Genomic DNA, 22,292 nt, shown 5'->3' with positions numbered 1-22,292 from the left:
GTTATCCGGCCGCGCCCGCGGCGAAGCGGCCCATGAACGCGCGGTAGTGGCGCAGTTCGGCGATCGAGTCGCGCACGTCGCTGAGCGCGGTATGCGCCGATTCCTTGTGCACGCCGGAGAGCACCTCGGGTGCCCAGCGCCGCGCCAGCTCCTTGAGCGTGCTGACGTCGAGGTTGCGGTAGTGGAAGTGCTTTTCCAGCGACGGCATCTGCCGGTGCAGGAAGCGCCGGTCCTGGCAGATCGAGTTGCCGCACATCGGCGAGTGCCCGTGCCCGACCCAGCGCTGCAGGAAGGCCAGGGTCCGCGCCTCGGCCTCGGCCATCGACACGCCCTCCTCCAGCACGCGCCGCCACAGCCCGGATTTGGCGTGCTGGTGGCGGTTCCATTCGTCCATGGCCTCGAGCGCAGCCAGGGGCTGGGCGATGGCGAACTCGGGGCCCTCGGCCAGCACGTTGAGCTCGGAATCGGTGACCACGGTGGCGATTTCGAGGATCGAATCGCGGTCGGTATCGAGCCCGGTCATCTCCAGGTCGATCCAGATCAGTCGTCCTTCGCTTTCGGAATTCGCCGTCATGACTCGTCGCGGTGGCCGGAGCGCGGCATGATAGCGCAGGCCCGTCCCGTGCAGCCGCCATGCCCAGTCCCGCCCTCGCCCACTACGAAGTCCTGACCGCGATGCTGGCGCCGGCGTTCTTCCTGACCGCCACCGCCTCGCTGCTGACCTCGGCCAACAACCGCCTGGCGCGCATCAACGACCGACTGCGCGTGGTGCTGAAGGAACTGGAAGACACTTCCGATCCGGAATACCGCGAGCTGCTCGAGCGCCGCATCGGCATCCAGCGGCGACGCAGCGTGCTGATCCTGCACGGCGGGCAGTGCCTGTACGCGGCGATCAGCTGCTTCGTCGGCACCAGCCTCAGCCTGGCGGCGGACGCGTTCGTCGGCTACCGCATCGGCCTGCTGCCGACGGTGCTGGCGGCGCTGGGTGTGCTGGCGATGTTCGCCGCGAGCCTGTACCTGGCGCGCGAGGCCAGGATGGCGGTGGCCACGATCAACGAGGAAATGGACCATCGCCACGCGATCGCGCGCATGCGCAAGCGCGAGCAGGCGGCCGACAGATCCGCGGAAACCGCGGCCGGGGAAGCGCGGCCGCGCGCGGACCGCTGACGTTCCCGAAGCGGCCCTGCCCTTCGGCAGTCGGCGGACGGGACGTCCGGCGACGCCTCAGGACTCGCCCAGCGGCGGCTTGCCGCGCTTGCGCCGGAAATAGTTGCTCAGCCGCGCGCCCGCTTTCTCGGCCAGCACCCCGCCGTGCACCTGCACGCGATGGTTGTGGCGCGGATCGGCGAGCAGGTCGAAGACGCTGCCGGCGGCGCCGGTCTTGGGGTCGGCCGCGGCATAGACCACGCGCGCCAGGCGCGCATGCACCATGGCCATCGCGCACATCGCGCAGGGTTCGAGCGTGACGTACAGGGTGCAGCCGATCAGGCGGTGGTTGCCGAGACGGCGGCCGGCGGCGCGCAGCGCCACGATCTCGGCGTGCGCGGTCGGATCGTGGTCGCCGATGTTGCGGTTCCAGCCTTCGCCGACGATCTCGCCCGCGGCATCGACCAGCACCGCGCCGACCGGGATCTCGTCGTCCTCGCGCTCGGCGCGGTCGGCCAGGGCCAGCGCGTGCCGCATCCAGCGCGCATCCTCGGGCGCGAGCGCCGGGCCGTCCGCCTGCACCGACGCGCTCACCGCTTGTCCTGCGCGCGCCGCACGAATTCGGCGAACACCGCCAGCGTCGACTCGCTGACGTGGTGCTCGATGCCCTCCGCGTCGCGCCGCGCGGTGTCCGCGTCCACGCCGAGCGCGAGCAGGAAGTTCTCCACGGTACGGTGGCGTTCGCGGCTCTCGGCGGCGAGCCGCTCGCCGGCCTCGGTGAGGAAGATGCCGCGGTACGGGCGCTGCTGCGCCAGCCCGCTCTTCACCAGGCGCTTGAGCATCTTGGCCACGGTCGGCTGCGCCACGCCCAGGCGCGCGGCGATGTCGACCTGGCGCGCCTCGCCGCCGTCGGCGATGAGGTCGGAGATCAGCTCGACGTAGTCCTCGATCAATTCCGATCGGTGCGCCTCGCGCACGTGGCGGAACGTCTCGGCATGGACCTCGGCATCGACCAGCCCGGAGGCGTCGTCGGCGGCCGAGGGTTTGGAGGCGCGCTGGGCCATCCCGGAATCCTCTTTCGCTGGCGCCGCGGCTCCGCCCCGGCGTGGTCGGCCATTGTCCCCCGAATGCGCGGCGATTTCGCGGCGGATTCATTTTTACCGCCTTTGCTTTATAAATTAGCAATTGCTATATTTACACCAGCCCCGCGACCGATCCCCCAGCGCATGGCCGAACGCCTGCCCTGCTCGACCCCCACGCCGGCCTGGCGACAGGCCGAGGAGCCGGCCGCGCCCAGCCTGGGCGCGATGAACGCCAGCGTCGCCGTGCCCCACTCCAGCCTGTGGTGGCGGCGCCTGTTCGCCTTCCTCGGCCCCGGCTACATGGTCTCCGTGGGCTACATGGACCCGGGCAACTGGGCGACCGACATCAGCGGCGGCTCGAAGTTCGGCTACACGCTGCTGTCGGTGATCCTGCTCTCCAACCTGATGGCGATCGTGCTGCAGGCGCTGGCCGCGCGGCTGGGCATCGCCACCGGCCGCGACCTCGCCCAGGCCTGCCGCGACCACTACTCCAGGCCGGTCAATTTCCTGCTGTGGCTGGCCTGCGAGGCGGCGATCATCGCCTGCGACCTGGCCGAGGTGATCGGCACCGCGATCGCGCTCAACCTGCTGTTCGGCATTCCGCTCACCGCCGGCGCCGTGATCACCGCGATCGACGTGTTCCTGATCCTGTACCTGATGAAGCGCGGCTTCCGCACCCTGGAAGCGTTCGTGATCGCGCTGCTGCTGGTGATCTTCGCCTGCTTCGCGGTGCAGATGGCGCTGGCCGCGCCGCCGATCCGCGAGGTGCTGGGCGGCTTCGTGCCGCAGGCGCGCGTGGTCACCGACCCGGCGGCGCTCTATCTGGCCATCGGCATCATCGGCGCCACGGTGATGCCGCACAACCTGTACCTGCATTCCTCGATCGTGCAGACGCGCGCCTATCCGCGCACCGACGAGGGCCGCCGCGCCGCGCTGCGCTTCGCGGTGACCGACAGCACCGTCGCGCTGATGCTGGCGCTGTTCGTCAACGCCGCGATCCTGATCATGGCCGCGGCGGTGTTCCACGCCAACGGCCGCACCGACGTGCAGGAGATCGAGCAGGCCCACGAACTGCTCTCGCCGATGCTGGGCGTCGGCATCGCCTCCACGCTGTTCGCCGTCGCCCTGCTCGCCTCCGGCGCCAATTCCACGGTGACCGCGACGCTGGCCGGACAGATCGTGATGGAAGGCTTCCTGCGCCTGCGCCTGCCCGACTGGGCGCGGCGACTGGTCACGCGCGGCATCGCCATCGTGCCGGTGGTGGTCGTCACCTCGCTCTACGGCGAACAGGGCACGGCCAAGCTGCTGGTGTTCAGCCAGGTGCTGCTGTCGATGCAGCTGCCTTTCGCGGTGATCCCGCTGGTGCGCTTCGTGTCCGACCGCGGCAAGATGGGCGCGCTGGTCACGCCGCGCTGGCTGACGCGGCTGGCCTGGGCGATCGCGCTGCTGATCGTCGGCCTGAACCTGAAACTGCTGTTCGACACCTTCGCCGGCTGACGCAACGCGATTGCAACCTGCGGCCACTAGGTTGGGGATTCCCCCGCATCGTCGAGCCGCCGCCATGACCGATCGCCACGCTTCGCGCCGCCGTTTCCTGCTGCAGTCGGGCAGCGTCCTGGGCGCGGGCGTGGCGAGCTGGGCCCTGCCCTCCTGCGCCGCACCGGCGATCCTCACCGCCGAGTCCGCGCGGCCCAGGCTCGACTACGGCATCCAGTTCGGCGACGTCGGCGAGCGCCAGGCCACGATCTGGGCGCGCAGCGACCGGCCGTCGTGGATGTGGGTGGAGATCGGCGACGACATCCACTGGCGCCGGCCGCTGCGCCTGCGCGGGCCGCTGGCCAACGCCGCCTCCGACTTCACCGCGCGCCTGGACGTGCCGCTGCTGCCCGGCCCGGCGCAGCGCCAGGTGCGCGTGGCCTTCGAGGACGCGCGCAGCGGCGCCTTCAGCGCCTGGAGCGAAGGACGGCTGCGCGCGGCGCCGGTCGACTGGCGGCGACCGCGCCCGGTGCGCTTCGTCTGGGGCGGCGACGTCGCCGGCCAGGGCTGGGGCATCAATCCCGAGTTCGGCGGCATGCGCATCTTCGAGAGCATGCGCCAGCGCGATCCGGACTTCTTCCTGCATTCGGGCGACACCATCTACGCCGACGGCCCGATCTCCGCCGAGCAGGCGGCCGAGGACGGCCGCATCTGGCGCAACCTGGTCGCCGAGGGCGTGCACAAGGTCGCCGAGACCCTCGACGAGTACCGCGGCCGTTACCGCTACAACCTGCGCGACGCCAACCTGCGGCGCTTCGCCGCGCAGGTGCCGCAGCTGTGGCAATGGGACGACCACGAGGTCGTCAACAACTGGTCGCCGTCCAAGGACCTGAGCGCCGATCCGCGCTATACCGTCAAGGACATCGACGTGCTGGTGCGGCGCGCGCGCCAGGCCTTCCTCGAATACTCGCCGCAGCGCCAGCCGCGCGGCGCGCGCCAGGCGAGCATCGAGCGCGTGGTCCGCTACGGGCCGCTGCTGGATGTGTTCATGCTCGACATGCGCAGCTACCGCGGGCCCAACACCGCCAACCTGCAGCTCGAACCCGGCGCCGACACCGCGTTCCTGGGCCGCCGGCAGTTGCGCGAGCTCGCGCGTGCGCTGAAGCAATCGCGCGCGACCTGGAAGGTCGTCGCCGCCGACATGCCGCTCGGCCTGCAGGTGCCCGACGGCGTCGACGCGCAGGGCCGCGCGCGCTGGGAGGCGGTGGCCAACGGCGAGCCGGGGCTGCCGCGCGGCCGCGAGCTGGAGTTTGCCGAACTGCTGCGCGCGATCCGCGGCGTCGCCAACGTCGTATGGCTGACCGCGGACGTGCATTACTGCGCGGCGCACTACTACGACCCGGACCAGGCCTCGTTCCAGGACTTCGATCCGTTCTGGGAATTCGTGGCCGGGCCGCTGAACGCCGGCGGATTCGGCCCGAACGCGCTCGACGCCACCTTCGGGCCGCGCGTGGTGTTCCAGAAGGCGCCGCCGGCGCCGAACGCCTCGCCGCTCTCGGGCTACCAGTTCTTCGGCGAGGTGAACATCGACCCGCACACGCGGGCGCTGACGGTGGACCTGCGCGACATCGAGGGAACCAGCGTGTTCAGTCGGACGCTGCAGCCGGCCTGATCGTCGCCGGACCGCCGCTACCGCGCGGCGCGCAACACCGCGCGCAGCAGGCCGGGGAAACGCTTCTCCAGTTCCGCCTTGCGCAGGCGGCTGGGCCGCGCCGTGCCGACGATGCGCGTGGAGACCAGGCCGGCCAGGCGCAGCTGGGTCATGTGATGGGAGACGGTGGAGATCTTCACCGGCATCTCCAGCTCCGAGCAGGTGGCCTCGCCGAGGGCATCGAGCTGCCGGATCATCTGCAGCCGCACCGGATCGGCCAGCGATTGCAGCACCGTGCCGATGTCGATCCTGGCGAGGTCCGGCTGCGGCAGCCAGGTGTCTTCTTGTCGCATGGCGGGAAGATGGGGGCGGAATATCGGTGTCCGGCCATCTTAGCAGTCCCGCCGATGATACGATGAGTATCGTAATAGTCGATAATCGCCGCGACCCTCGAGTATTACGATATTGGTCGTAATTAACGATCGGCATCGTATCCATGAACCCCCATCCGGACAGCACTTCTCCCGCCGCCGCTTCGCCGCATTGGCGCGGTCCCGTCGCCATGCTCACGCTCGGCACCTTCGCCGTGGGCACCGACGCCTTCGTGATCGCCGGCGTGCTGCCCTCGGTGGCCTCGACCATGCAGGTCAGCGTCGCCGCCGCGGGCCAGCTGGTGACCGTGTTCTCGCTGGCCTATGCCCTGAGCACGCCCGTGCTGGGCGCACTGACCGCGCACTGGCCGCGCCGCACGTCGCTCGTCCTGGCGATGCTGGCGTTCGTGATCGGAAACGCCTGGACCGCGCTGGCGCAGGGCTTCGACATGGTGCTGCTCTCGCGGGTGGTGGCCGCCGCCGGCGCCGGGCTCTACACGGCGACTGCCAGCGCCACCGCCGCGACGCTGGCCGGCCCGCAGCGCCGTGGCCAGGCGATCGCGCTGGTGATGCTCGGGCTGACCTCCTCGCTGGTGCTGGGCGCGCCGCTGGGCACCGCCATCAGCGCGCTCTGGAACTGGCGCTTCACGCTGTGGCTGGTCACGGCGCTGGGCGCGGTGGCCGGCGTCGCGGTGGCCTTGCGCGTGCCGCCGTTGCGCGAAGCGGCCGCCGGCGGTTTCGCGGCCCGGTTCGCGCCGCTGCGCGACCGCGTGGTCCTGGGCGCGCTGCTGCGCACGATGGTGGTGTTCACCGGCGTCTATATCCCCTACACCTACATCAGCGCGGTCTATGCGCCGGTGACCGCGACGCGTCCGCAGCTGCTGACGCTGATCCTGCTGCTGTTCGGCATCGCCGGCACGGCGGGCAACCTGTTGGCCGGCCGGCTGGCCGACCGGATCGGGCCCACGCGGGTGATCGCGATGGGCTCGGCGGGACTGATCGCGATCTTCCTGGCCATCCCCTGGCTGCGCGGCTCGGTGCCGCTGGCGCTGCTGGCGGCGGTGGTGTCCGGCGTGTTCGCCTTCTCGCTGACCACGCCGCAGCAGCACCACATCCTCGCGCACGCGCCGCCGGGCACGCAGTCGTTCGTGACCGCGCTGTATCAGGCCGTGCTGTATTTCGCGGTGTCGTTGTCCGGCGCATTGGGCGCGCTGGCGCTGCAGTTCCTCGATGCCCGCCTGCTCGCGCCGCTGGGCGCGGCCTTCGTCGCGGTCTCGCTGGCGCTGGTGATTGCCGCGGCACGCGGCGAATCCCCTGCATCCACGCAGGCCGCGTGCACGAACCCCTGATGTCCGGCGCCTTGCTCGGCGCGCCGCGGCGCCGGGCAATCCACGACGCCGCCCAGGCTCAGGCCGCGTCGGCCGCCTTCGCCGGCGCGAGCTGGTCGCGGACCGGCAGGGCGCGGATGCGCTTGCCGGTGGCCGCGAAGATGGCGTCGGTCAGCGCCGGGGCGACCGGCGGCAGGCCGGGTTCGCCGACGCCGCCGAGCGGCTGGGCGAAATCGTCGGCGGCGATCATGTGCACATGGATCTCGCGCGGCGCCTCGTTCATGCGCAGCACTTCGAACTCGTGGAAATTGCTCTGCTGGGCCGCGCCGTCCTTGAAGCTGATCTCGCCGTGCAGGGCGATGCCCAGGCCCATGATCACCGAGCCTTCCATCTGCGAGCGCACGCGCTCGGGATTGACCTGCGGCCCGCAGTCCACGGCGATGTCCACGCGCGGGATCGACAGCGTGCCGTCCTCGCCCACTTCCACCTCGCACACCACCGCGGTGTAGGTGACGAAGCTGCGGTGCGCGGCGATGCCCAGCCCCCGCCCCTTGGCGAGCTTGCGGCCCCAGCCCGCGGCCTTGGCGGCGGTCTCGATCACGCGCTTCCAGCGCGCGGTGTCCACCGGGTACAGCGCCGGGTCCTCGCCGTAGTTGCGCACCTCGACCAGCGCCTTGGGCTCGAACTTGCGGTCCTCGCCGAGCAGCTCGATCAGGAAGTCCTTGTGGTCGCGCCCGGCCGCGTGCGCCAGCTCGGCGGCGAAGCTCTGGATGCCGAAGGCGTGCGGGATGTTGTAGACCGAGCGGAACCAGCCGATGCGCGTATGCGCCTTCGCCTCCGCCGTTTCCAGGCGCACGTTCGGGATCGCGAACGGCAGGTCGAGGATGCCGTGCGCCAGGAACGACGGCGACAGGTGCACCGGATCGGGACCGAAGGTCGAGGCGATGGCCGGCGACGCGGTGCGGTGCAGCCAGCCGGCGACCTTGCCCGAGGCGTCCAGTCCGGCCTCGAAATGCTCGACGGACACGGCGTGGAAGTAGTCGTTGACGATGTCGTCCTCGCGCGTCCAGGTCAGCTTCACCGGCTTGCCGACCGCCTTGGACAGCAGCGCGGCCTCGACCACGAAGTCCGGCTTGGACTTGCGGCCGAAGCCGCCGCCGAGCAGGGTCACGTTGACGGTGACGTTGGCCGGCGGGATGCCCAGCGCTTTGGCCACCTCGTCGCGCGCGGCCTGCGGCGCCTGGGTACAGGCCCATACCTCGCAACGGTCGCCCTCGACGCGCGCGACCGCGGCCGGCGGTTCCATGGAGGCGTGCGCCAGGTGCGGAACGTAGTAGTCGGCGCTCACGCGCTTGGCCGCGCCGGCCAGCGCGCGCTCGATGTCGCCGTCGTTGCGTACCGGCTTGCCCGGTTGCCGGCAGGCGGCTTCCAGGCGCGCGCGGTAGGCCACCGAGTCGTAGCCGGCGTTCGGGCCGCGCGTCCATTCGATCTTCAGCTGCTGGCGCGCCTGGATCGCGCTCCAAGTGTTGTCGGCGACCACCGCGACACCGCCCAGCGGCTGGTAGCCGGACGGCAGCGGCGTGGCGTCCAGCTGCAGCACCTTGACCACACCGGCGAGCTTTTCCGCCGCGCCCGCGTCGAACGAGGCGACCTTGTCGCCGTAGGCGCGCGGCCGCGCCACCACGGCGTACAGCATGCCGTCCACGCGCGTGTCGATGCCGAAGCGGGCGCGGCCGCCGACGATGTCGGCGCCGTCGATCAGATGGGTCCTGCCCTTGCCGATGTAGCGGAATTCGGACGGCGCCTTCAGCGCCAGCGCCTCGGCCTTGGGCACCGGCAGCGCGGCCGCCTTGCCGGCGAGCTCGCCGAAGCCGAGCCTGCGCCCGGATGCCGCATGCACCACTTCGTGCACGCCCGCCTTCACCGTCGCGGCGTCCACGCCCCAGATCGCCGCCGCGGCGGCTTCCAGCATGGCGCGCGCGGCGGCGCCGGCGCGGCGCCAGGCGGCGAAGCCCTGGCGCATGCTGCGCGAGCCGTCGGTGTCCTGGTTGCCGAAGCGCGCCTCGTCGCCGGGCGCCTGCCGCACCTTGACCCGCGCCCAGTCGGCGCCGAGCTCGTCGGCGATCACCATGGCCACGCTGGTGCGCACGCCCTGCCCCATTTCCGAGCGGATGCAGACGATGTTGACCGTGCCGTCCGCGGCGATCTCGACGAACAGCGCCGGATCGTCGCGCAAGCCGTTCTCCATCGCCGCGCCGCCGTACTTGGCGGCCTCCTGCGCGCGCGCCAGCGGCATGCCGCCCACCGCGAGCAGCAGGCTGCCGGCGCCGAAGCCGAGCAGGAACGAGCGCCTGCTCTCGTTGCGGATGCACTCCCCGCGCTTGGCCGCATCCGCGTCGTGGCGGTTCATGCCGCACCTCCCTGCTGCCCCGCGGCGAGCTTGATCGCCGCGCGGATGCGGGTGTAGGTGCCGCAGCGGCAGATGTTGCCGGCCATGGCGTTGTCGATGTCCGCGTCGCTGGGATTCGGATTGGTGCCGAGCAGCGCGGCGGCCTGCATGATCTGTCCGGTCTGGCAGTAGCCGCATTGGGCGACGTCGAGCGTCTGCCAGGCCTTCTGCAAGGGGTGGCTGACGTCCGCCGACAGTCCCTCGATCGTCGTGACCTGCTTGCCTTCCGCCGCCGCGACCGGCGTGACGCAGGCGCGCATCGCGGCACCGTCCAGGTGCACGGTGCAGGCGCCGCACAGCGACATGCCGCAGCCGAATTTCGTGCCGGTGTATCCCAGCGTGTCGCGCAGGTACCAGAGCAGCGGCATGGACGGATCACCGTCGAAACGCTGCTCCTGTCCGTTGACGGTCAGGACGATCATGACGCACCTCGCGATGGCTGGGCGGTTGGACCGCCCGACTATAGCGCAAGCACGCAACGCGCCATGCGGCTCGCGTCGCGTTCGCGACGGGCTGCGAGCGTGCCTTGCGCGCGAGCATGACTTCCGGCCTATGCGCCGCAATGTCCGGTTGGCATTTGCCTCCTCGCCGGCCAGCGCCGATCGGCATTGTGGCGACGCCGCGGCTCGCCTAGCATCCGGCGATGGATGCATTCGCGCTGCTGTTCCTCGCCGGCCTGGCGGCCGGTGCGATGAACGCCCTGGCCGGCGGCGGATCGTTCGTCAGCCTGCCCGCGCTGATCGCCGCGGGCGTGCCCTCGGTGCAGGCCAACGCCTCCAGCACGGTGGCGCTGTATCCCGGCGGCCTGGCCAGCGCCTGGGCCTACCGCGACGGGCTGGGACCGGTGGGCACGGCATCGCTGCGCGCCCTGTTGCTGGCGACGCTGGTTGGCGGCATCGTCGGCGCCTGGCTGCTGCTGCGCACCCCGTCGAGGACCTTCGACGCCGTGCTGCCCTGGTTGCTGCTGCTGGCGTTCCTGTCGCTGTGGCTGGGCGGACGCGCGGGCGAATGGCTGCGGCGCCGCTGGCGGATCGCCCCCTGGGCGGTGGTGGCGATCCAGTTCGCGCTGGGCGTATACGGCGGCTACTTCGGCGGCGCCGTCGGCATCATGATGATGGCGGTGTGGGGACTGCTCGATGGACGCGACCTGAAAAGCCTCAACGCGCCGCGCACGTTGATGGTGAGCGCGGCCAACACCATCGCGGTGCTGATCTTCGTCGCCGCCCGCGCCGTGCATTGGCCCGAGACGCTGGTGATGCTGGGCGCCGCGGTGATCGGCGGCTACGGCGGTGCGCTGCTCGGGCGGCGCGCGCCGGCGCGCGTGGTGCGCGCCGGGACGCTGCTGCTGACCGCCGGGATCACCGCCGCGTTCTTCGCGCGGACCTACCTGCCCGCCTAGATCACGCCTGTTGGCCGCCCAGGTAATCCAGCTTGCCCAGCGGCACGCCCTTGTGGCGCAACAGGCCGTAGGCGACGGTCAGGTGGAAGTAGAAATTGGGCAGCATGAAGCCGCGCACGTAGTCGCGCGCGACGAAATGCAGCTCGCGCTGTCCGGCGCGGAAGCGGATCTCGCGATCCTCGCCGCCGACGATGCGCTCGGCCGGCACGCTGCGCAGGTAGGCGATGGTGCCGGCGATGCGCGCCTGCAGCTCGTCCAGCGTGGTTTCCTCGTCCGGAAAGCTGGGCGCCTCGCCCTGCGACAGCCGCGCCGCGCCGAACTTGGCGGTGTCGCTGGCGCGCTGCACCTGTCCGGCCAGGGTCAGCATGTCGGGGGCCAGGCGCGCCTGCACCAGTTCGGCCGGATCCATGCCGGTCTCGCGCGCGTGCGCGGCGCCGATCTCCAGCTGGCGGGACAGGTTGGACAGGCCGCGCACGAGCGCGGGCACGGACACATCGTAGAGCGAGAGCATGCGGAACTCCGGAACGCGGGATCGCGGAGCGCGCATCTTAGCCCGCGCGATGGCCGAAGGCCGAGGCGAAAAGAGGGGCGGTCACCCGCCCCTCCCTTCGACGCGATGCGGTGCTCAGCAGCTCGGGCTGCAGATCGCCCAGCAGCGCGAATCCGGATCGTTGGGATCGCAACTGCTGCAGCACGGGCGCGCGAACGCCGTCAGGCTGACGCCGATCCCCAGGGCAAACGCGCACACGGCCAACAGCGTCCTGACACGACGGTTCTTTTTCATCGCTAGACTCCTTGATCGTTGAACCACGATGGCCCGGCGCGTCCGTCGCCGGAACCTTCCCGATGCCGGAACGGCATCAGCCGTCCCGTGCGATGGCCGCGTCTCCCTTCGCGGCCGATACCGGTGAGATCGCCTCATTGCCGCCTGATCAGCGCCAGCGACTGGCGGATCGTGTCCTCGCGGTAGCCGCTGATGCGGCGCTCGCCGATGTACAGCAAGGGCACGCCGCCGCCGCCGAGCGCCTCGTACTGCCGCTTGGCGTCGGCCGACTGGTCGATGAGGAAGTCCTGGTAGTCCACGCCTTCGCGCGCGAACAACGCCCGCGTGCGGCTGCAGAAGGGACAATCGCTCGTGGAGAACATCACCACGCGCTTGCCCGTCTGGCGGTACAGCGCATCGTAGTCGCCGCTGACGTACTCGGGCGGCGGAAACATGCGGTCGTAGGCCGAGCGCAGGTGCGGGCCCGCCCACAGTCCGGCGGCCAGGCAGGCCGCGACGAGCACGAGATTGATCAGGATCTTCAAGAGGCCTCCCTGCGCCGAATGCCGACGTCGCACCGATCCCGCATGCCCGTCCGGCGGCATGCATCGGCCGCGATGCTAGCGCGGGATTTCGTGCCTCGATAGTCGCAGCGCAGCATCGTCGCGGCGGCGCTGCGCGCCGCGATTTCGCCTTCACGCTGCCGTCACGGCATGGCGCCGGCGACGAGCACGTGCCAACAGCGGGTTAGCGCGGCTTTGTGCCCGCGGTCACTGCACGGTGCAGGTCATGCTCACGGTCAGCGAGCCGCCGGCCGGCAGCGTCGGCAGCACTACGCCGCCGGCCGACTGCAGGTTGGCGACCGACAATTGTCCGGCGCCCGTGCCCGTCGCCGGGCAGACCGCGCCGCCGGTGGCCGCGCCGCAGGTCGCCGTGGTGCAGCTCAGGCCGGTGGGCGCCGGATCGCGCAGCACCGCGTTGTTGGCGGCGTCGGGGCCGGTGTTGCTGACCACGATGCTGTAGACCGTGCTGGTGCCGCGCGTCACCGTATCGCCGCTCTGGTCGGTGGCGCCGGCCGCCGGCGTGTTGGTCTTGGTCACGCTGAGGTTGCCGCAGGCCGGATCGACCTGCGCCTGCGCGCTGTTGTTGGCCGTGCCGCCGGGCGTGGGCGAGACGAAGCCGCTCTGCACCGAGGTGCCTTCGTTCAGGCCCGACGGCGTGGCGATGGTGGCGGTATTGGTCACCGCCGTGCACTGCGTCGCGCCGGGCGTGGCCGTGATCGTATAGACCACGCGGCCGCCCGCGGCGGCGTTGCCCGCCGGCAAGGTGGCATTGCCGCTGATCGCGCCGCTGCCGGAGGTCGTGCCGTTGACCGCGCCGCCCGGACAGCTGGCGCCGTTGCTGGCCGCGCAGGTCCAGCTGGTGAAGGTCAGGCCCGCGGGGACGGCGTCGGACACTGCGGCGACCGCGTCGTGTGAGGTGGTCGGCGCCAGCAGCGTCCTGGCGGTGTTGTTGTCGAAGGTGACCGTGAAGGTCGTGGCCGCGCCGCCGGCCGGGGTGGCGTTGCTGACGGACTTGGCGGCGCGCAGGTCGACGTCGTCGTCGAGCAGCGTCCAGGTCACGTTGTTGTTGGCCGTACCGCCGCAGGAAGAGGTCGAGGTCAGCACGTAGCTCGGCGAATCCTGGATGGTCAGCACGATGGTCTCGTTGTTCTCGATGACCGTGTCCTGCAATGAGGACATGGTCAGGCTGAACGAGTCGCCGTCGTAGACGCCCTCCGGAATGGTGACGTTGATGGTGTTGGTGCCGCTGGTGGTGGTGTAGTCCTGGCCGAGCGTCGCGGTGCCGCCGATCGTCACCGGCACGGTGATGCCGCCCGTCGGCACGGTGCCGGTGACCTGGATCAGGGGCACGTTGATCGTGGCGCCTTCGACGGTCTGATAGGTGCTGCTGGAGAATTCGACGTAGGGCTGCAGGGTGATCTGGATGTCGTCCAGGAAATTGCCCAGCGTGATGCCGCCCTGCGAGGAAATCGCCTCGAATCCGATGGTCTGAACGCCGTTGCCGCCGTTCCACTGGAAACTGCCGGTGTAGTCGCCCCAGCCATTGGGCCCGGCCGCGCGCGAACAGGTGCCGCCGGCGATGCATTGGCTGTAGGCACCCGGCGTACCGTCATTGGAATCGCTGGCGGTCACGATGCGCGTCATCGGTGTACCGCTCGCGGTGGGTCGGATGTTGAAATCCATCACGTCGGCCTGCGTCGACGACTGGCGGCCACGATGGGAAAACCGCCAATTGATGGTTTCGCCATCGACCAGGCAGATGGTCTGGTACAGGCGCGATGCTTGGTTGGCGTTGAGTTCTGCGTGGTTTCTGCCGGTGCGCGCCGGGACGGGCGGATTGATGCCGCCATTGCCCCACAGCTCGATCAAGGGGCCGGTCGCGGCCGGAAGGCCGCATCCGCCGCCCGCGCCGGAGGGGTGCGTGGTGCTCCAGCCCGGGACCTGCGCGTCGGTGGCGAACGCGACACAGGCGCTCGTACCGAGATTGGGCAGTTCGAAGCCTGGATTGACGATGGTGCGCTGCACTTGCGCTGCGGCGGGCACCGACATGATTCCCAGCGCCAGCCAGGCCAGACCCTGCGCCAGGCGCTTGCTGCCCGATCTTGCACGGCGGGCGACGCGCGCTTTTCGCGTCTCGAGCGTGAAACCGGACATCGATACCCCCTGTATCCCCGAATGCGGTCAGCCGATATTAACCAATATCGTGCCGCGTTTCACATTTACATGGGTTTTTTGCGGGTGATTGTGCAAATGCACACTGGCTACGATCCGACAATGCTTATTCCCACTCGATCGTCGCCGGCGGCTTGCCGCTGATGTCGTAGACCACGCGCGACACGCCCCGCACCTCGTTAATGATTCGGTTGGACACCCGTCCAAGGAAATCGTAGGGCAGTTGCGCCCAGTGCGCGGTCATGAAATCGACCGTTTCCACCGCGCGCAGGGCGATCACCCATTCGTAGGCGCGGGCGTCGCCGACCACGCCCACCGATTTCACCGGCAGGAACACCGCGAAGGCCTGACTGGTCTTGTCGTACAGGTCCGCCGCGCGCAGTTCCTCGATGAAGATGTGGTCGGCACGGGCCAGCAGTTCGGCGTACTCGGGCCTGACCTCGCCCAGGATGCGCACGCCCAGGCCAGGTCCCGGGAACGGATGGCGATAGACCATCTCGCGCGGCAGGCCGAGTTCGACGCCCAGGCGACGCACCTCGTCCTTGAACAGCTCGCGCAACGGCTCGACCAGGCCGAGCTTCATGGTCTCGGGCAGGCCGCCGACGTTGTGGTGGCTCTTGATCACGTGCGCCTTGCCGGTCTTGCTGCCGGCCGACTCGATCACGTCGGGGTAGATCGTGCCCTGCGCCAGCCATTTGGCGTTGGCGAGCTTGTGCGACTCCTCGTCGAAGATCTCCACGAACAGATTGCCGATGATCTTGCGCTTGGCCTCGGGGTCCGCGACGCCCTGGAGCCTGTCGAAATAGCGCCGGTGCGCGTCGACGCGGATCACCTTCACGCCCAGGCCGTGCTTGTCCGAAGCGCCGGCGAAGGTCGCCATCACCTGGTCGCCCTCCTGCCAGCGCAGCAGCCCGGTATCGACGAACACGCAGGTGAGCTGGTCGCCGATCGCGCGATGCAGCAGCGCCGCCACGACCGAAGAGTCGACGCCGCCGGACAGGCCGAGGATCACCTCGTCGCTGCCGACCTGCTCGCGGATCCGCGCGATCTGGTCCTCGATGATGTTGGCGGCCGTCCACAGCGTGGCGCAGCCGCAGATCTCGACCACGAAGCGGCGCAGCAGCGCCTGTCCCGACTTGGTGTGGGTGACCTCGGGATGGAACTGCACGCCGTACCAGCGCTTGGCATCGTTGGCGAAGGCGGCGACCGGCACGCGGTCGGTCTTCGCGGTGACCACGAAGTCCGGCGGCGCCTTGGAGACGTGGTCGCCGTGGCTCATCCACACGTCCAGGCGTGGCGGCGAGCCCGGATGGTCCTTCAGTCCGTCGAACAGGCGGTCGGCCGCGACCAGCGACACCTCGGCGTGGCCGTATTCGCGCGCGTCGGCCGATTCGGTCTCGCCGCCCAGCTGCTTGGCCATGGTCTGCATGCCGTAGCAGATGCCCAGCAGCGGCAGGCCGCCGTCGAACACTTCCTGCGGCGCGCGCGGCGAGCCGTGCTCGGTGGTCGATTCCGGCCCGCCGGACAGGATGATGCCCTTGGGCGCGAACCTGGCGATCTCGGCCGGATCGTGGTCCCAGGCCCAGATCTCGCAGTACACGCCGAGTTCGCGGATGCGCCGCGCGATCAGCTGCGTGTACTGCGCGCCGAAGTCGAGGATGAGGATCTTGTCGCTGTGCAGGTCGGTCATGGGCAGCTCGGAAAACTGGAGGCCATCATTGACGGGATGGCGATCGTCTTTGGATCGTCGTCAAACGATTCCGGATAAGCAGCAGCAGTCTTGCAGGGGAACAACACTGCAGCCGTCCATGGCGCACGGATATCGGCTTCGGATCGCCCGGCCCGGCCATCCATGGCCGGGCGTTCGCGCCCGCAGCCGCTGCCGATCGGGCAGCGGCCAAGCACGGGCGCTCACCCCGCCCGGTAGTTGGGCGGCTCCTTGGTGATCTGCACATCGTGCACGTGGCTCTCGCGCTGCCCCGCCCCGGTGATCTTCACGAAGGTCGGTTTCTTGCGCATGTCCTCGACGGTGGCGCAGCCGACGTAGCCCATCGTCGCGCGCAGACCGCCCGCGAGCTGGTGGACCACGCCCGAGAGCGGTCCGCGATACGGCACGCGGCCCTCGATGCCTTCCGGCACCAGCTTGTCGGCGTCGCTGGCGTCCTGGAAGTAGCGGTCCTTGCTGCCCTTCTCCATGGCGCCCAGCGAACCCATGCCGCGGTAGCTCTTGTAGCTGCGTCCCTGGAACAGCTCGGTCTCGCCCGGCGATTCCTCGGTGCCGGCGAACAGGCCGCCGATCATCACCGTGGAGGCGCCGGCGACCAGCGCCTTGCCGATGTCGCCGGAATAGCGGATGCCGCCGTCGGCGATCAGCGGGATGCGGTCGGCCAGCGCCTCGGCCACCATGTCCACCGCGGTGATCTGCGGCACGCCCACGCCGGCGACCACGCGCGTGGTGCAGATCGAACCGGGGCCGACGCCGACCTTCACCGCGTCGGCGCCGACGTCTTCCAGCGCCTTGGCGGCGTCGCCGGTGACGATGTTGCCGCCGATCACCTGCAGCCCGGGAAAGCGCTTCTTGATCCAGGCCACGCGGTCGATCACGCCCTGCGAATGGCCGTGCGCGGTGTCGACGATGATCACGTCCACGCCCGCCGCGACCAGCTGCTCGACGCGCTGCTCGGTGTCGCCGCCGGCGCCGACCGCGGCGCCGACCAGCAGGCTTTCCGAGACGTCCTTGGCGGCGTTGGGGTTGTCGCGCGCCTTCTGGATGTCCTTCACGGTGATCAGGCCGCGCAGCGCGAAGCCGTCGTTGACCACCAGCACCTTCTCGATGCGGTGCTTGTGCAGCAGCTGCAGCACCTCCTCGTCGGAGGCGCCCTCGCGCACGGTGACCAGGCGCTCCTTCTTGGTCATCACGTTGCGCACCGGATCGTCGAGCCGGGTCTCGAAGCGCATGTCGCGGCCGGTGACGATGCCCACCAGCTGCCCGCCGTCCACCACCGGCACGCCGGAGATGTTGCGCGCGCGGGTGAGCTTGAGCACTTCGGCGATCGTGGTGTCGGGGCCGACGGTGAAGGGCTCCTTGATCACGCCCGCCTCGAAATTCTTCACCCGCGCCACTTCGGCCGCCTGGCGCTCGATGCTCATGTTCTTGTGCAGGATGCCGATGCCGCCGAGCTGGGCCATGGCGATGGCCAGGCGCGCCTCGGTGACGGTGTCCATCGCGGCCGAGACGATCGGCAGGTTCAGGCGCAGGTCGCGGGTGAGCCGGGTGGCGAGGGAGACGTCCTTGGGCAGGACTTGGGAATGCGCGGGGACGAGGGACACATCGTCGTAGGTGAGCGCTTCGGCCTGGATACGCAGCATGGGCGGTCCGGAGGGGGAGAAGCACGTCATTCTACCGCGTTCGGGCCCGCCGGCGCTGGTTTTTCGGTGCCCGCGACACGATGACGGCCGCAACGCAGCGGGTCGCCGGCGTGGGTACCGCACCCGGCCCAGGGCCGTTCAGCCCGCGCCGGCCGGCCGCGCCGCATTTCTCAGTCGGCGGCCTCGGCCGCTTCCAGGGTGTTCTGCATCAGCGTGGCCACGGTCATCGGCCCCACGCCGCCCGGCACCGGGGTGATCCAGCTGGCGCGGCGGGCCGCGGCGGCGAAACCGACGTCGCCCACCAGGCGCCCGTCGTCCAGGCGATTGATGCCCACGTCGATCACCACCGCTCCCGGCTTGACCCATTCGCCCGGGATCAGCCCGGGGCGCCCGACCGCCACCACCAGGATGTCGGCCTCGCCCACGTGGCGCTCGAGCACGTCCTTCGGCGTGAACTTGTGGCAGCTGGTGACCGTGCAGCCGGCGATCAGCAGTTCCAGCGCCATCGGACGGCCGACGTGGTTGCTGACGCCGACGATGGTGGCGCTGCGCCCGCGCACCGGCTGGTCGGTCCAGGCCAGCAGCGTGGTGATGCCGCGCGGCGTGCACGGCCGCAGGCCGAACTGGCGCAGGGCCAGGTGGCCGACGTTCTCGGGATGGAAGCCGTCCACGTCCTTGCGCGGGTCGATGCGGTGGATCAGGCGGGTGGCGTCGGGGATGCCGGGCAGCGGCAACTGCACCAGGATGCCGTGCACCTGCGGATCGGCGTTGAGCCGGTCGATCAGGTCCAGCAGCTCCGCCTCGCCGGTACCCGCGGGCAGATCGAAATCGAAGGCGCGGATGCCGACGATGGCCGCCGCCCGGCGCTTGTTGCGCACGTAGGACTGCGAGGCCGGATCGTTGCCCACCAGCACCACCGCCAGCCCCGGCGGCGTCTTGCCGGCGGCGACCCGGGCCTCGACCCGCAGACGCAGCGCATCGAGCAGCGCGTCGGCGATCCGGCGGCCATCGAGGATGCGGGCCTGGTGCGGGGTGTCGGTCATGCGCGGCGCGTCGGGAAAGCGGTGGGCCCCTATTGTAGTGGCTTCATCCCGTAAGCTCAGTGCGCCCTCCCCGACGCGGACCCGCCGCCATGACCGACCCCGACACCGCCGCGACCGACACCGTCCAGATCGAAGCCGCCGTCTTCCGCCGCCTGCGCCGGCACCTGCTGGAAGCGCGGCCCGACGTGCAGAACATCGACCTGATGGTGCTCGCCGGCTTCTGCCGCAACTGCCTGGCCGACTGGTACCGCGAGGCCGCCCAGGCGCGGGGCGTGGCCATGGACAAGGACCGGGCGCGCGAGATCGTGTACGGCCGGCCGTTCGAGCAATGGAAGGCCGAGCACCAGCCGCCGGCGACGCCCGAGCAGCTGCGCGCGTTCGAGGACGCGCAGCGCCGGCATCCGCGCGCGGACTGATGCTGCGCTTCCTCGCCCTGCTCGCCGCCTTCGCGCTGGCGCTCTACCTGGCCGCCTGCTGGTGGGTCTACCGCCACCAGCGCAGCCTGCTGTATTTCCCGCAGATCACGCGCGCGGACGCCGCCGCCACCGACTTCGCGCTCGATCGCGGCGGCATCGTGCTGCGCGGCTGGGCGCTCGATCCCGACGGCGGATCGCCGATCCTGTACTTCGGCGGCAACGGCGAGCGCATCGAGCACAATCGCGACAGTTTTGCGCAATGGTTTCCCGGGAGCAGCGTCTACCTGCTCGCCTACCGCGGCTACGGCGCCAGCGACGGCACGCCGAGCGAGGCGGCGCTGTTCGCCGATGCCCTCGCCCTCTACGACCATGTCAGCGCCCGCCATCCCGGCCAGCCGGTGCGCGTGATCGGCCGCAGCCTGGGCAGCGGCGTGGCCAGCTACCTCGCCTCGCAACGCCCGGTGGACCGGCTGGCCCTGGTCACGCCCTACGACAGCATCGAGGCGGTCGCCGCCGCGCACTACGCCTGGCTGCCGGTACGCCGCCTGATCCAGGACCGCTACGCCTCGACCACCTATCTGCGCGGCTACGCGGGACCGGTGCTGGTCCTGCGCGGCGGCCGCGACGAGGTGATTGCGCCCGCGCGCACCGACCGCCTGATCGCGGCGCTGCCGAAGCCGCCGCAGGTGGTGGCGATCGCCGACGCCGGGCACGACGACATCTCCGGCTTTCCCGCCTACGGCCAGGCGCTGGCGCGCTTCATGCGCTGAGCGCTCGGCGCCGCGCCTAGGGCCTCGGGCAGCGCGGCACGCCGGAGCCCACCACGCAGTTCACGCAGCACTGCACCTGCGGCTGGTTGGAAGGCGAGGACGGCAGCGACGGCGGCAGGGCCAGCAGCGGCAGCGCGGCGATGTCCGAGGCCGGGCGCAGCTTGAGCACGGCCACCCAGTCCTGGCGGTTGAAGTTGCAGCCGGCTTCGTTCTCGGGCCAGCAGGTGGTCGAGCGTCCGGCGCCGCGCGGCAGGTCCTTGGGCATGCCGTTGCGGTCGATGGCCAGGATGCGCAGCGTCACGCCCTGCAGCACGTTGCCGCCGACCGTGTACAGCTTGCCCGCGCCGCGGTCGACGCCGACCACGATGTCGCAATGCATGAACAGCCCGCCGCCGCTGTTGGCGGCGAGATAGCGCTGCATGCCGAGGAAGCCGAGCGGCGTGCTGTTGGCGCGCACGAAGCACAGCAGGTCGCCGATCGTCGCCGGCTCGGCATCGGGGTCGGCGAAGCGGTAGGCGCTCTCGGCCGGCTGCGCATAGGCGGCGCGCACGTAGTCGAAATGGCTGGGCGAGGGTCTGAACCCGGGTAGGCGCGCCTGCGCCATCACGTAGGAAACGAAGGCCGCCGACCAGGGCTTGTCGATCAGGAAGGCGCGGCAGGCCGGCGGCGCGTAGCTGGCATTGGCGTAGCTGCAGTCCGTGGCGCCCGGGAAGCCGGCCATCTGCCCCATCAATCCGCTGTCGCGCCAGTAGTCGGCCACGCGCTTCCACGCCGGCGTGTAGCCGTCGCTGAGCGCCATCGTCTCGCCCTCGGAGGCGGTGATGCTGGCCAGCCGGCCCTGCACGTCGATGAAGGGCGAATACCAGAGGATGTTCTCGCGACAGGCGATCGCCGCCACCTTCTGCGCGTAGGTCGCGGTGGGCGAATCGGCCGCCGAGGCATTGCACACGGCCGCCTGCGCGGCGAACGGCGCCGCCAACCAGACCAGCAGAAACAGCAACGACAGGACCGGGGGACGCGCTCGGATCATGCGGGAGGCTCGGCATGCGGGAATGCGGCATCCTGCCACAGCGCGGCTGAGCGGTCGTTCACGCTGCGGAAATGGCGCCGGGACGCGGCGCGGCCGTCATGCGGCGCAGAACTTCGCGTAGTCGATGTAACCCGGGAACGGCATGCCGGCCGCGCACACCGGGCAATCGGGGTCGGCGGCCAGCCGCGTCTCGCGGAAACGCATCGACCAGGCATCGAAATGCAGCAGCCGCCCGCGCAGCGGCTCGCCGAGTCCGAGCACCAGCTTGACCGCCTCGGTCGCCTGCAGCATGCCGATCACCCCCGGCAGCACGCCCAGCACGCCGGCCTCGGCGCAGTTCGGCGCGGCCTCCGGCGGCGGCGGTTCCGGGAACAGGCAGCGATAGCACGGCGCCTGCCCGCGCGCGCGCCCGGCGTCGAACACGCTTACCTGTCCCTCGAAGCGATGCACCGCGCCGTACACCAGCGGCTTGCCCAGCTTCACGCAGGCATCGTTGAGCAGATAGCGCACCGGAAAATTGTCGGCGCCGTCCACCACCACGTCGACGCCGTCCAGCAAGCGTTCGATATTGGCCGACCCCGCCCGCTCCGCCACGGCCTCGACCTCGATCCGCGGATTGAGCGCCAGCAGCCGCGCCTTGGCGGACGCCACCTTGGGCAGGCCGACGCCCGCCTCCTCGTGCAGGATCTGCCGCTGCAGGTTGCTGCGGTCGACCACGTCGTCGTCGACGATGCGCAGGCGGCCGACGCCGGCGGCGGCCAGGTAGAAGGCCGCGGGCGACCCCAGTCCGCCCGCGCCGATCACCAGCACGCACGCCTGCTGCAGTCGCCGCTGCCCGGCGAGGCCGACTTCCGGCAGCAGCATGTGCCGCGAATAGCGCTCGACGAAATCCGCATCGATGCCGTCGTCGACGGCTGGCAGCGCGATCGGCAGGCCTTCCGCACGCCAGGCCGTCGTACCCCCGGCCACCGAGGCCAGGTTCCGGTACCCGGCCTGCCGCAAGGCTTCCGCAGCCTGCCGCGAGCGGTTGCCGCTCTGGCAGATCAGCAGCACTTCGGCCTCGAGGTCCCGCAGGTAGCGCTGCGGTTCGCGCTCCAGCGCCGCGCGGGCCACGCCGAGCGCGCCCTCGGCCTGGCCGGTCTGGCGTTCGTGGTCCTCGCGCACGTCGATCAGCACGGCGCCCTGGCGCTGCCGCTGCTGCGCCTGGCGCGGCGTGATGTCCCGGATCGTCATGCCGCAATTATCGCGCCGTTGGCGCGGCCGC

General features: G+C 70.6%; 21 protein-coding genes and 1 pseudogene. 7 read left to right on the top strand and 15 right to left on the bottom strand.

Features of this window, described 5'->3' with window-relative positions:
- Position 1: 1 nt before the first annotated feature.
- Positions 2-574: an oligoribonuclease gene (orn, locus tag MD221_RS02335; RefSeq protein ID WP_242107517.1), complete on the bottom strand. Its 573-nt coding sequence runs from the start codon at positions 572-574 to the stop codon at positions 2-4.
- 59 nt (positions 575-633) lie between these two features.
- On the opposite strand from orn, the gene MD221_RS02330 reads away from it, so the two are divergent.
- The gene (locus MD221_RS02330) at positions 634-1,167 is read left to right on the top strand and encodes a DUF2721 domain-containing protein (RefSeq protein WP_242107515.1); all 534 of its coding nucleotides are present in this window, start codon (positions 634-636) and stop codon (positions 1,165-1,167) included.
- A 57-nt stretch (positions 1,168-1,224) separates the two neighbouring features.
- On the opposite strand, the gene tadA is transcribed toward MD221_RS02330, so the two are convergent.
- Both tadA and mntR read right to left on the bottom strand, forming a co-directional pair.
- Positions 1,225-1,740: a tRNA adenosine(34) deaminase TadA gene (gene tadA / locus MD221_RS02325; protein WP_277928870.1), complete on the bottom strand. Its 516-nt coding sequence runs from the start codon at positions 1,738-1,740 to the stop codon at positions 1,225-1,227.
- The gene (gene mntR / locus MD221_RS02320) at positions 1,737-2,210 is read right to left on the bottom strand and encodes a manganese-binding transcriptional regulator MntR (RefSeq protein ID WP_242107514.1); all 474 of its coding nucleotides are present in this window, start codon (positions 2,208-2,210) and stop codon (positions 1,737-1,739) included. The genes tadA and mntR overlap by 4 nt, the downstream gene beginning before the upstream one ends.
- Before the next feature lie 162 nt (positions 2,211-2,372).
- On the opposite strand from mntR, the gene MD221_RS02315 reads away from it, so the two are divergent.
- A complete protein-coding gene (locus MD221_RS02315) occupies positions 2,373-3,725 on the top strand; it encodes an Nramp family divalent metal transporter (RefSeq protein WP_277928869.1) in 1,353 nt (450 codons plus the stop codon).
- Between the two features lie 64 nt (positions 3,726-3,789).
- On the top strand, positions 3,790-5,376 hold the full coding sequence (locus MD221_RS02310; RefSeq protein WP_242107512.1) for an alkaline phosphatase D family protein: 1,587 nt from the start codon (positions 3,790-3,792) through the stop codon (positions 5,374-5,376).
- Between the two features lie 17 nt (positions 5,377-5,393).
- On the opposite strand, the gene MD221_RS02305 is transcribed toward MD221_RS02310, so the two are convergent.
- Complete coding sequence (locus tag MD221_RS02305) at positions 5,394-5,708, bottom strand: ArsR/SmtB family transcription factor (RefSeq protein ID WP_242107510.1); 315 nt, start codon at positions 5,706-5,708, stop codon at positions 5,394-5,396.
- 143 nt (positions 5,709-5,851) lie between these two features.
- Between MD221_RS02305 and MD221_RS02300 the strand changes: the two genes are divergently transcribed.
- Entirely contained in the window at positions 5,852-7,075 is a 1,224-nt protein-coding gene (locus MD221_RS02300) for an MFS transporter (RefSeq protein WP_242107507.1), read from the top strand.
- 58 nt (positions 7,076-7,133) lie between these two features.
- On the opposite strand, the gene MD221_RS02295 is transcribed toward MD221_RS02300, so the two are convergent.
- Together MD221_RS02295 and MD221_RS02290 are read right to left on the bottom strand one after the other, a co-directional pair.
- Positions 7,134-9,464, bottom strand: coding sequence for a xanthine dehydrogenase family protein molybdopterin-binding subunit (locus MD221_RS02295; RefSeq protein ID WP_242107505.1), 2,331 nt, complete (start codon positions 9,462-9,464; stop codon positions 7,134-7,136).
- Positions 9,461-9,925 (bottom strand): (2Fe-2S)-binding protein, encoded by a 465-nt coding sequence (locus tag MD221_RS02290; protein ID WP_242107503.1) that lies wholly within the window; start codon positions 9,923-9,925, stop codon positions 9,461-9,463. Before MD221_RS02290 ends, MD221_RS02295 begins: the two co-directional genes overlap by 4 nt.
- A gap of 221 nt (positions 9,926-10,146) precedes the next feature.
- Between MD221_RS02290 and MD221_RS02285 the strand changes: the two genes are divergently transcribed.
- Positions 10,147-10,902, top strand: coding sequence for a sulfite exporter TauE/SafE family protein (locus MD221_RS02285; RefSeq protein ID WP_242107501.1), 756 nt, complete (start codon positions 10,147-10,149; stop codon positions 10,900-10,902).
- Between the two features lies 1 nt (position 10,903).
- On the opposite strand, the gene MD221_RS02280 is transcribed toward MD221_RS02285, so the two are convergent.
- The 7 genes from MD221_RS02280 to folD all read right to left on the bottom strand — a co-directional run bounded on the left by MD221_RS02280 (position 10,904) and on the right by folD (position 18,812).
- Entirely contained in the window at positions 10,904-11,413 is a 510-nt protein-coding gene (locus MD221_RS02280) for a DUF1993 domain-containing protein (protein ID WP_242107499.1), read from the bottom strand.
- Positions 11,414-11,527: 114 nt separating this feature from the next.
- Positions 11,528-11,686 (bottom strand): hypothetical protein, encoded by a 159-nt coding sequence (locus MD221_RS02275; protein WP_242107497.1) that lies wholly within the window; start codon positions 11,684-11,686, stop codon positions 11,528-11,530.
- Positions 11,687-11,820: 134 nt separating this feature from the next.
- Positions 11,821-12,210: a glutaredoxin family protein gene (locus MD221_RS02270; protein WP_242107495.1), complete on the bottom strand. Its 390-nt coding sequence runs from the start codon at positions 12,208-12,210 to the stop codon at positions 11,821-11,823.
- A gap of 225 nt (positions 12,211-12,435) precedes the next feature.
- Complete coding sequence (locus tag MD221_RS02265; RefSeq protein WP_242107494.1) at positions 12,436-14,382, bottom strand: hypothetical protein; 1,947 nt, start codon at positions 14,380-14,382, stop codon at positions 12,436-12,438.
- A 124-nt stretch (positions 14,383-14,506) separates the two neighbouring features.
- Entirely contained in the window at positions 14,507-16,090 is a 1,584-nt protein-coding gene (gene guaA / locus MD221_RS02260) for a glutamine-hydrolyzing GMP synthase (protein WP_242107493.1), read from the bottom strand.
- A 221-nt stretch (positions 16,091-16,311) separates the two neighbouring features.
- Entirely contained in the window at positions 16,312-17,769 is a 1,458-nt protein-coding gene (guaB, locus tag MD221_RS02255; RefSeq protein WP_242107492.1) for an IMP dehydrogenase, read from the bottom strand.
- A gap of 170 nt (positions 17,770-17,939) precedes the next feature.
- Positions 17,940-18,812 (bottom strand): bifunctional methylenetetrahydrofolate dehydrogenase/methenyltetrahydrofolate cyclohydrolase FolD, encoded by an 873-nt coding sequence (folD, locus tag MD221_RS02250; protein WP_242107491.1) that lies wholly within the window; start codon positions 18,810-18,812, stop codon positions 17,940-17,942.
- Positions 18,813-18,901: 89 nt separating this feature from the next.
- On the opposite strand from folD, the gene MD221_RS02245 reads away from it, so the two are divergent.
- Positions 18,902-19,228: a DUF1244 domain-containing protein gene (locus MD221_RS02245; protein ID WP_242107490.1), complete on the top strand. Its 327-nt coding sequence runs from the start codon at positions 18,902-18,904 to the stop codon at positions 19,226-19,228.
- Complete coding sequence (locus MD221_RS02240) at positions 19,228-19,998, top strand: alpha/beta hydrolase (RefSeq protein ID WP_242107489.1); 771 nt, start codon at positions 19,228-19,230, stop codon at positions 19,996-19,998. Before MD221_RS02245 ends, MD221_RS02240 begins: the two co-directional genes overlap by 1 nt.
- A 16-nt stretch (positions 19,999-20,014) precedes the next feature.
- Here MD221_RS02240 and MD221_RS02235 read toward each other — a convergent pair whose 3' ends face one another.
- Both MD221_RS02235 and moeB read right to left on the bottom strand, forming a co-directional pair.
- Positions 20,015-21,028, bottom strand: a complete 1,014-nt coding sequence (locus tag MD221_RS02235) for a DUF2272 domain-containing protein (protein WP_242107488.1) — start codon at positions 21,026-21,028, stop codon at positions 20,015-20,017.
- 96 nt (positions 21,029-21,124) lie between these two features.
- A pseudogene (gene moeB, locus MD221_RS02230) lies at positions 21,125-22,276 on the bottom strand (molybdopterin-synthase adenylyltransferase MoeB); the annotation flags it as partial.
- Positions 22,277-22,292: the final 16 nt, after the last annotated feature.

It is taken from the genome of Luteimonas aquatica (assembly GCF_022662575.1).
Classification (GTDB): domain Bacteria; phylum Pseudomonadota; class Gammaproteobacteria; order Xanthomonadales; family Xanthomonadaceae; genus Luteimonas; species Luteimonas aquatica.
Note: the sequence above shows the minus strand (reverse complement) of the source record. Positions and strands in the feature narration are given on the sequence as shown.

Excerpts from the sequence above, each read along its gene's own strand:
- orn (WP_242107517.1), bottom strand. The coding sequence starts at position 574 with ATGACGGCGAATTCCGAAAGCGAAGGACGACTGATCTGGATCGACCTG.
- MD221_RS02330 (WP_242107515.1), top strand. The coding sequence starts at position 634 with ATGCCCAGTCCCGCCCTCGCCCACTACGAAGTCCTGACCGCGATGCTG.
- mntR (WP_242107514.1), bottom strand. The coding sequence starts at position 2,210 with ATGGCCCAGCGCGCCTCCAAACCCTCGGCCGCCGACGACGCCTCCGGG.
- MD221_RS02315 (WP_277928869.1), top strand. The coding sequence starts at position 2,373 with ATGGCCGAACGCCTGCCCTGCTCGACCCCCACGCCGGCCTGGCGACAG.
- MD221_RS02310 (WP_242107512.1), top strand. The coding sequence starts at position 3,790 with ATGACCGATCGCCACGCTTCGCGCCGCCGTTTCCTGCTGCAGTCGGGC.
- MD221_RS02305 (WP_242107510.1), bottom strand. The coding sequence starts at position 5,708 with ATGCGACAAGAAGACACCTGGCTGCCGCAGCCGGACCTCGCCAGGATC.
- MD221_RS02300 (WP_242107507.1), top strand. The coding sequence starts at position 5,852 with ATGAACCCCCATCCGGACAGCACTTCTCCCGCCGCCGCTTCGCCGCAT.
- MD221_RS02295 (WP_242107505.1), bottom strand. The coding sequence starts at position 9,464 with ATGAACCGCCACGACGCGGATGCGGCCAAGCGCGGGGAGTGCATCCGC.
- MD221_RS02290 (WP_242107503.1), bottom strand. The coding sequence starts at position 9,925 with ATGATCGTCCTGACCGTCAACGGACAGGAGCAGCGTTTCGACGGTGAT.
- MD221_RS02285 (WP_242107501.1), top strand. The coding sequence starts at position 10,147 with ATGGATGCATTCGCGCTGCTGTTCCTCGCCGGCCTGGCGGCCGGTGCG.
- MD221_RS02280 (WP_242107499.1), bottom strand. The coding sequence starts at position 11,413 with ATGCTCTCGCTCTACGATGTGTCCGTGCCCGCGCTCGTGCGCGGCCTG.
- MD221_RS02275 (WP_242107497.1), bottom strand. The coding sequence starts at position 11,686 with ATGAAAAAGAACCGTCGTGTCAGGACGCTGTTGGCCGTGTGCGCGTTT.
- MD221_RS02265 (WP_242107494.1), bottom strand. The coding sequence starts at position 14,382 with ATGTCCGGTTTCACGCTCGAGACGCGAAAAGCGCGCGTCGCCCGCCGT.
- guaA (WP_242107493.1), bottom strand. The coding sequence starts at position 16,090 with ATGACCGACCTGCACAGCGACAAGATCCTCATCCTCGACTTCGGCGCG.
- guaB (WP_242107492.1), bottom strand. The coding sequence starts at position 17,769 with ATGCTGCGTATCCAGGCCGAAGCGCTCACCTACGACGATGTGTCCCTC.
- folD (WP_242107491.1), bottom strand. The coding sequence starts at position 18,812 with ATGACCGACACCCCGCACCAGGCCCGCATCCTCGATGGCCGCCGGATC.
- MD221_RS02245 (WP_242107490.1), top strand. The coding sequence starts at position 18,902 with ATGACCGACCCCGACACCGCCGCGACCGACACCGTCCAGATCGAAGCC.
- MD221_RS02240 (WP_242107489.1), top strand. The coding sequence starts at position 19,228 with ATGCTGCGCTTCCTCGCCCTGCTCGCCGCCTTCGCGCTGGCGCTCTAC.
- MD221_RS02235 (WP_242107488.1), bottom strand. The coding sequence starts at position 21,028 with ATGATCCGAGCGCGTCCCCCGGTCCTGTCGTTGCTGTTTCTGCTGGTC.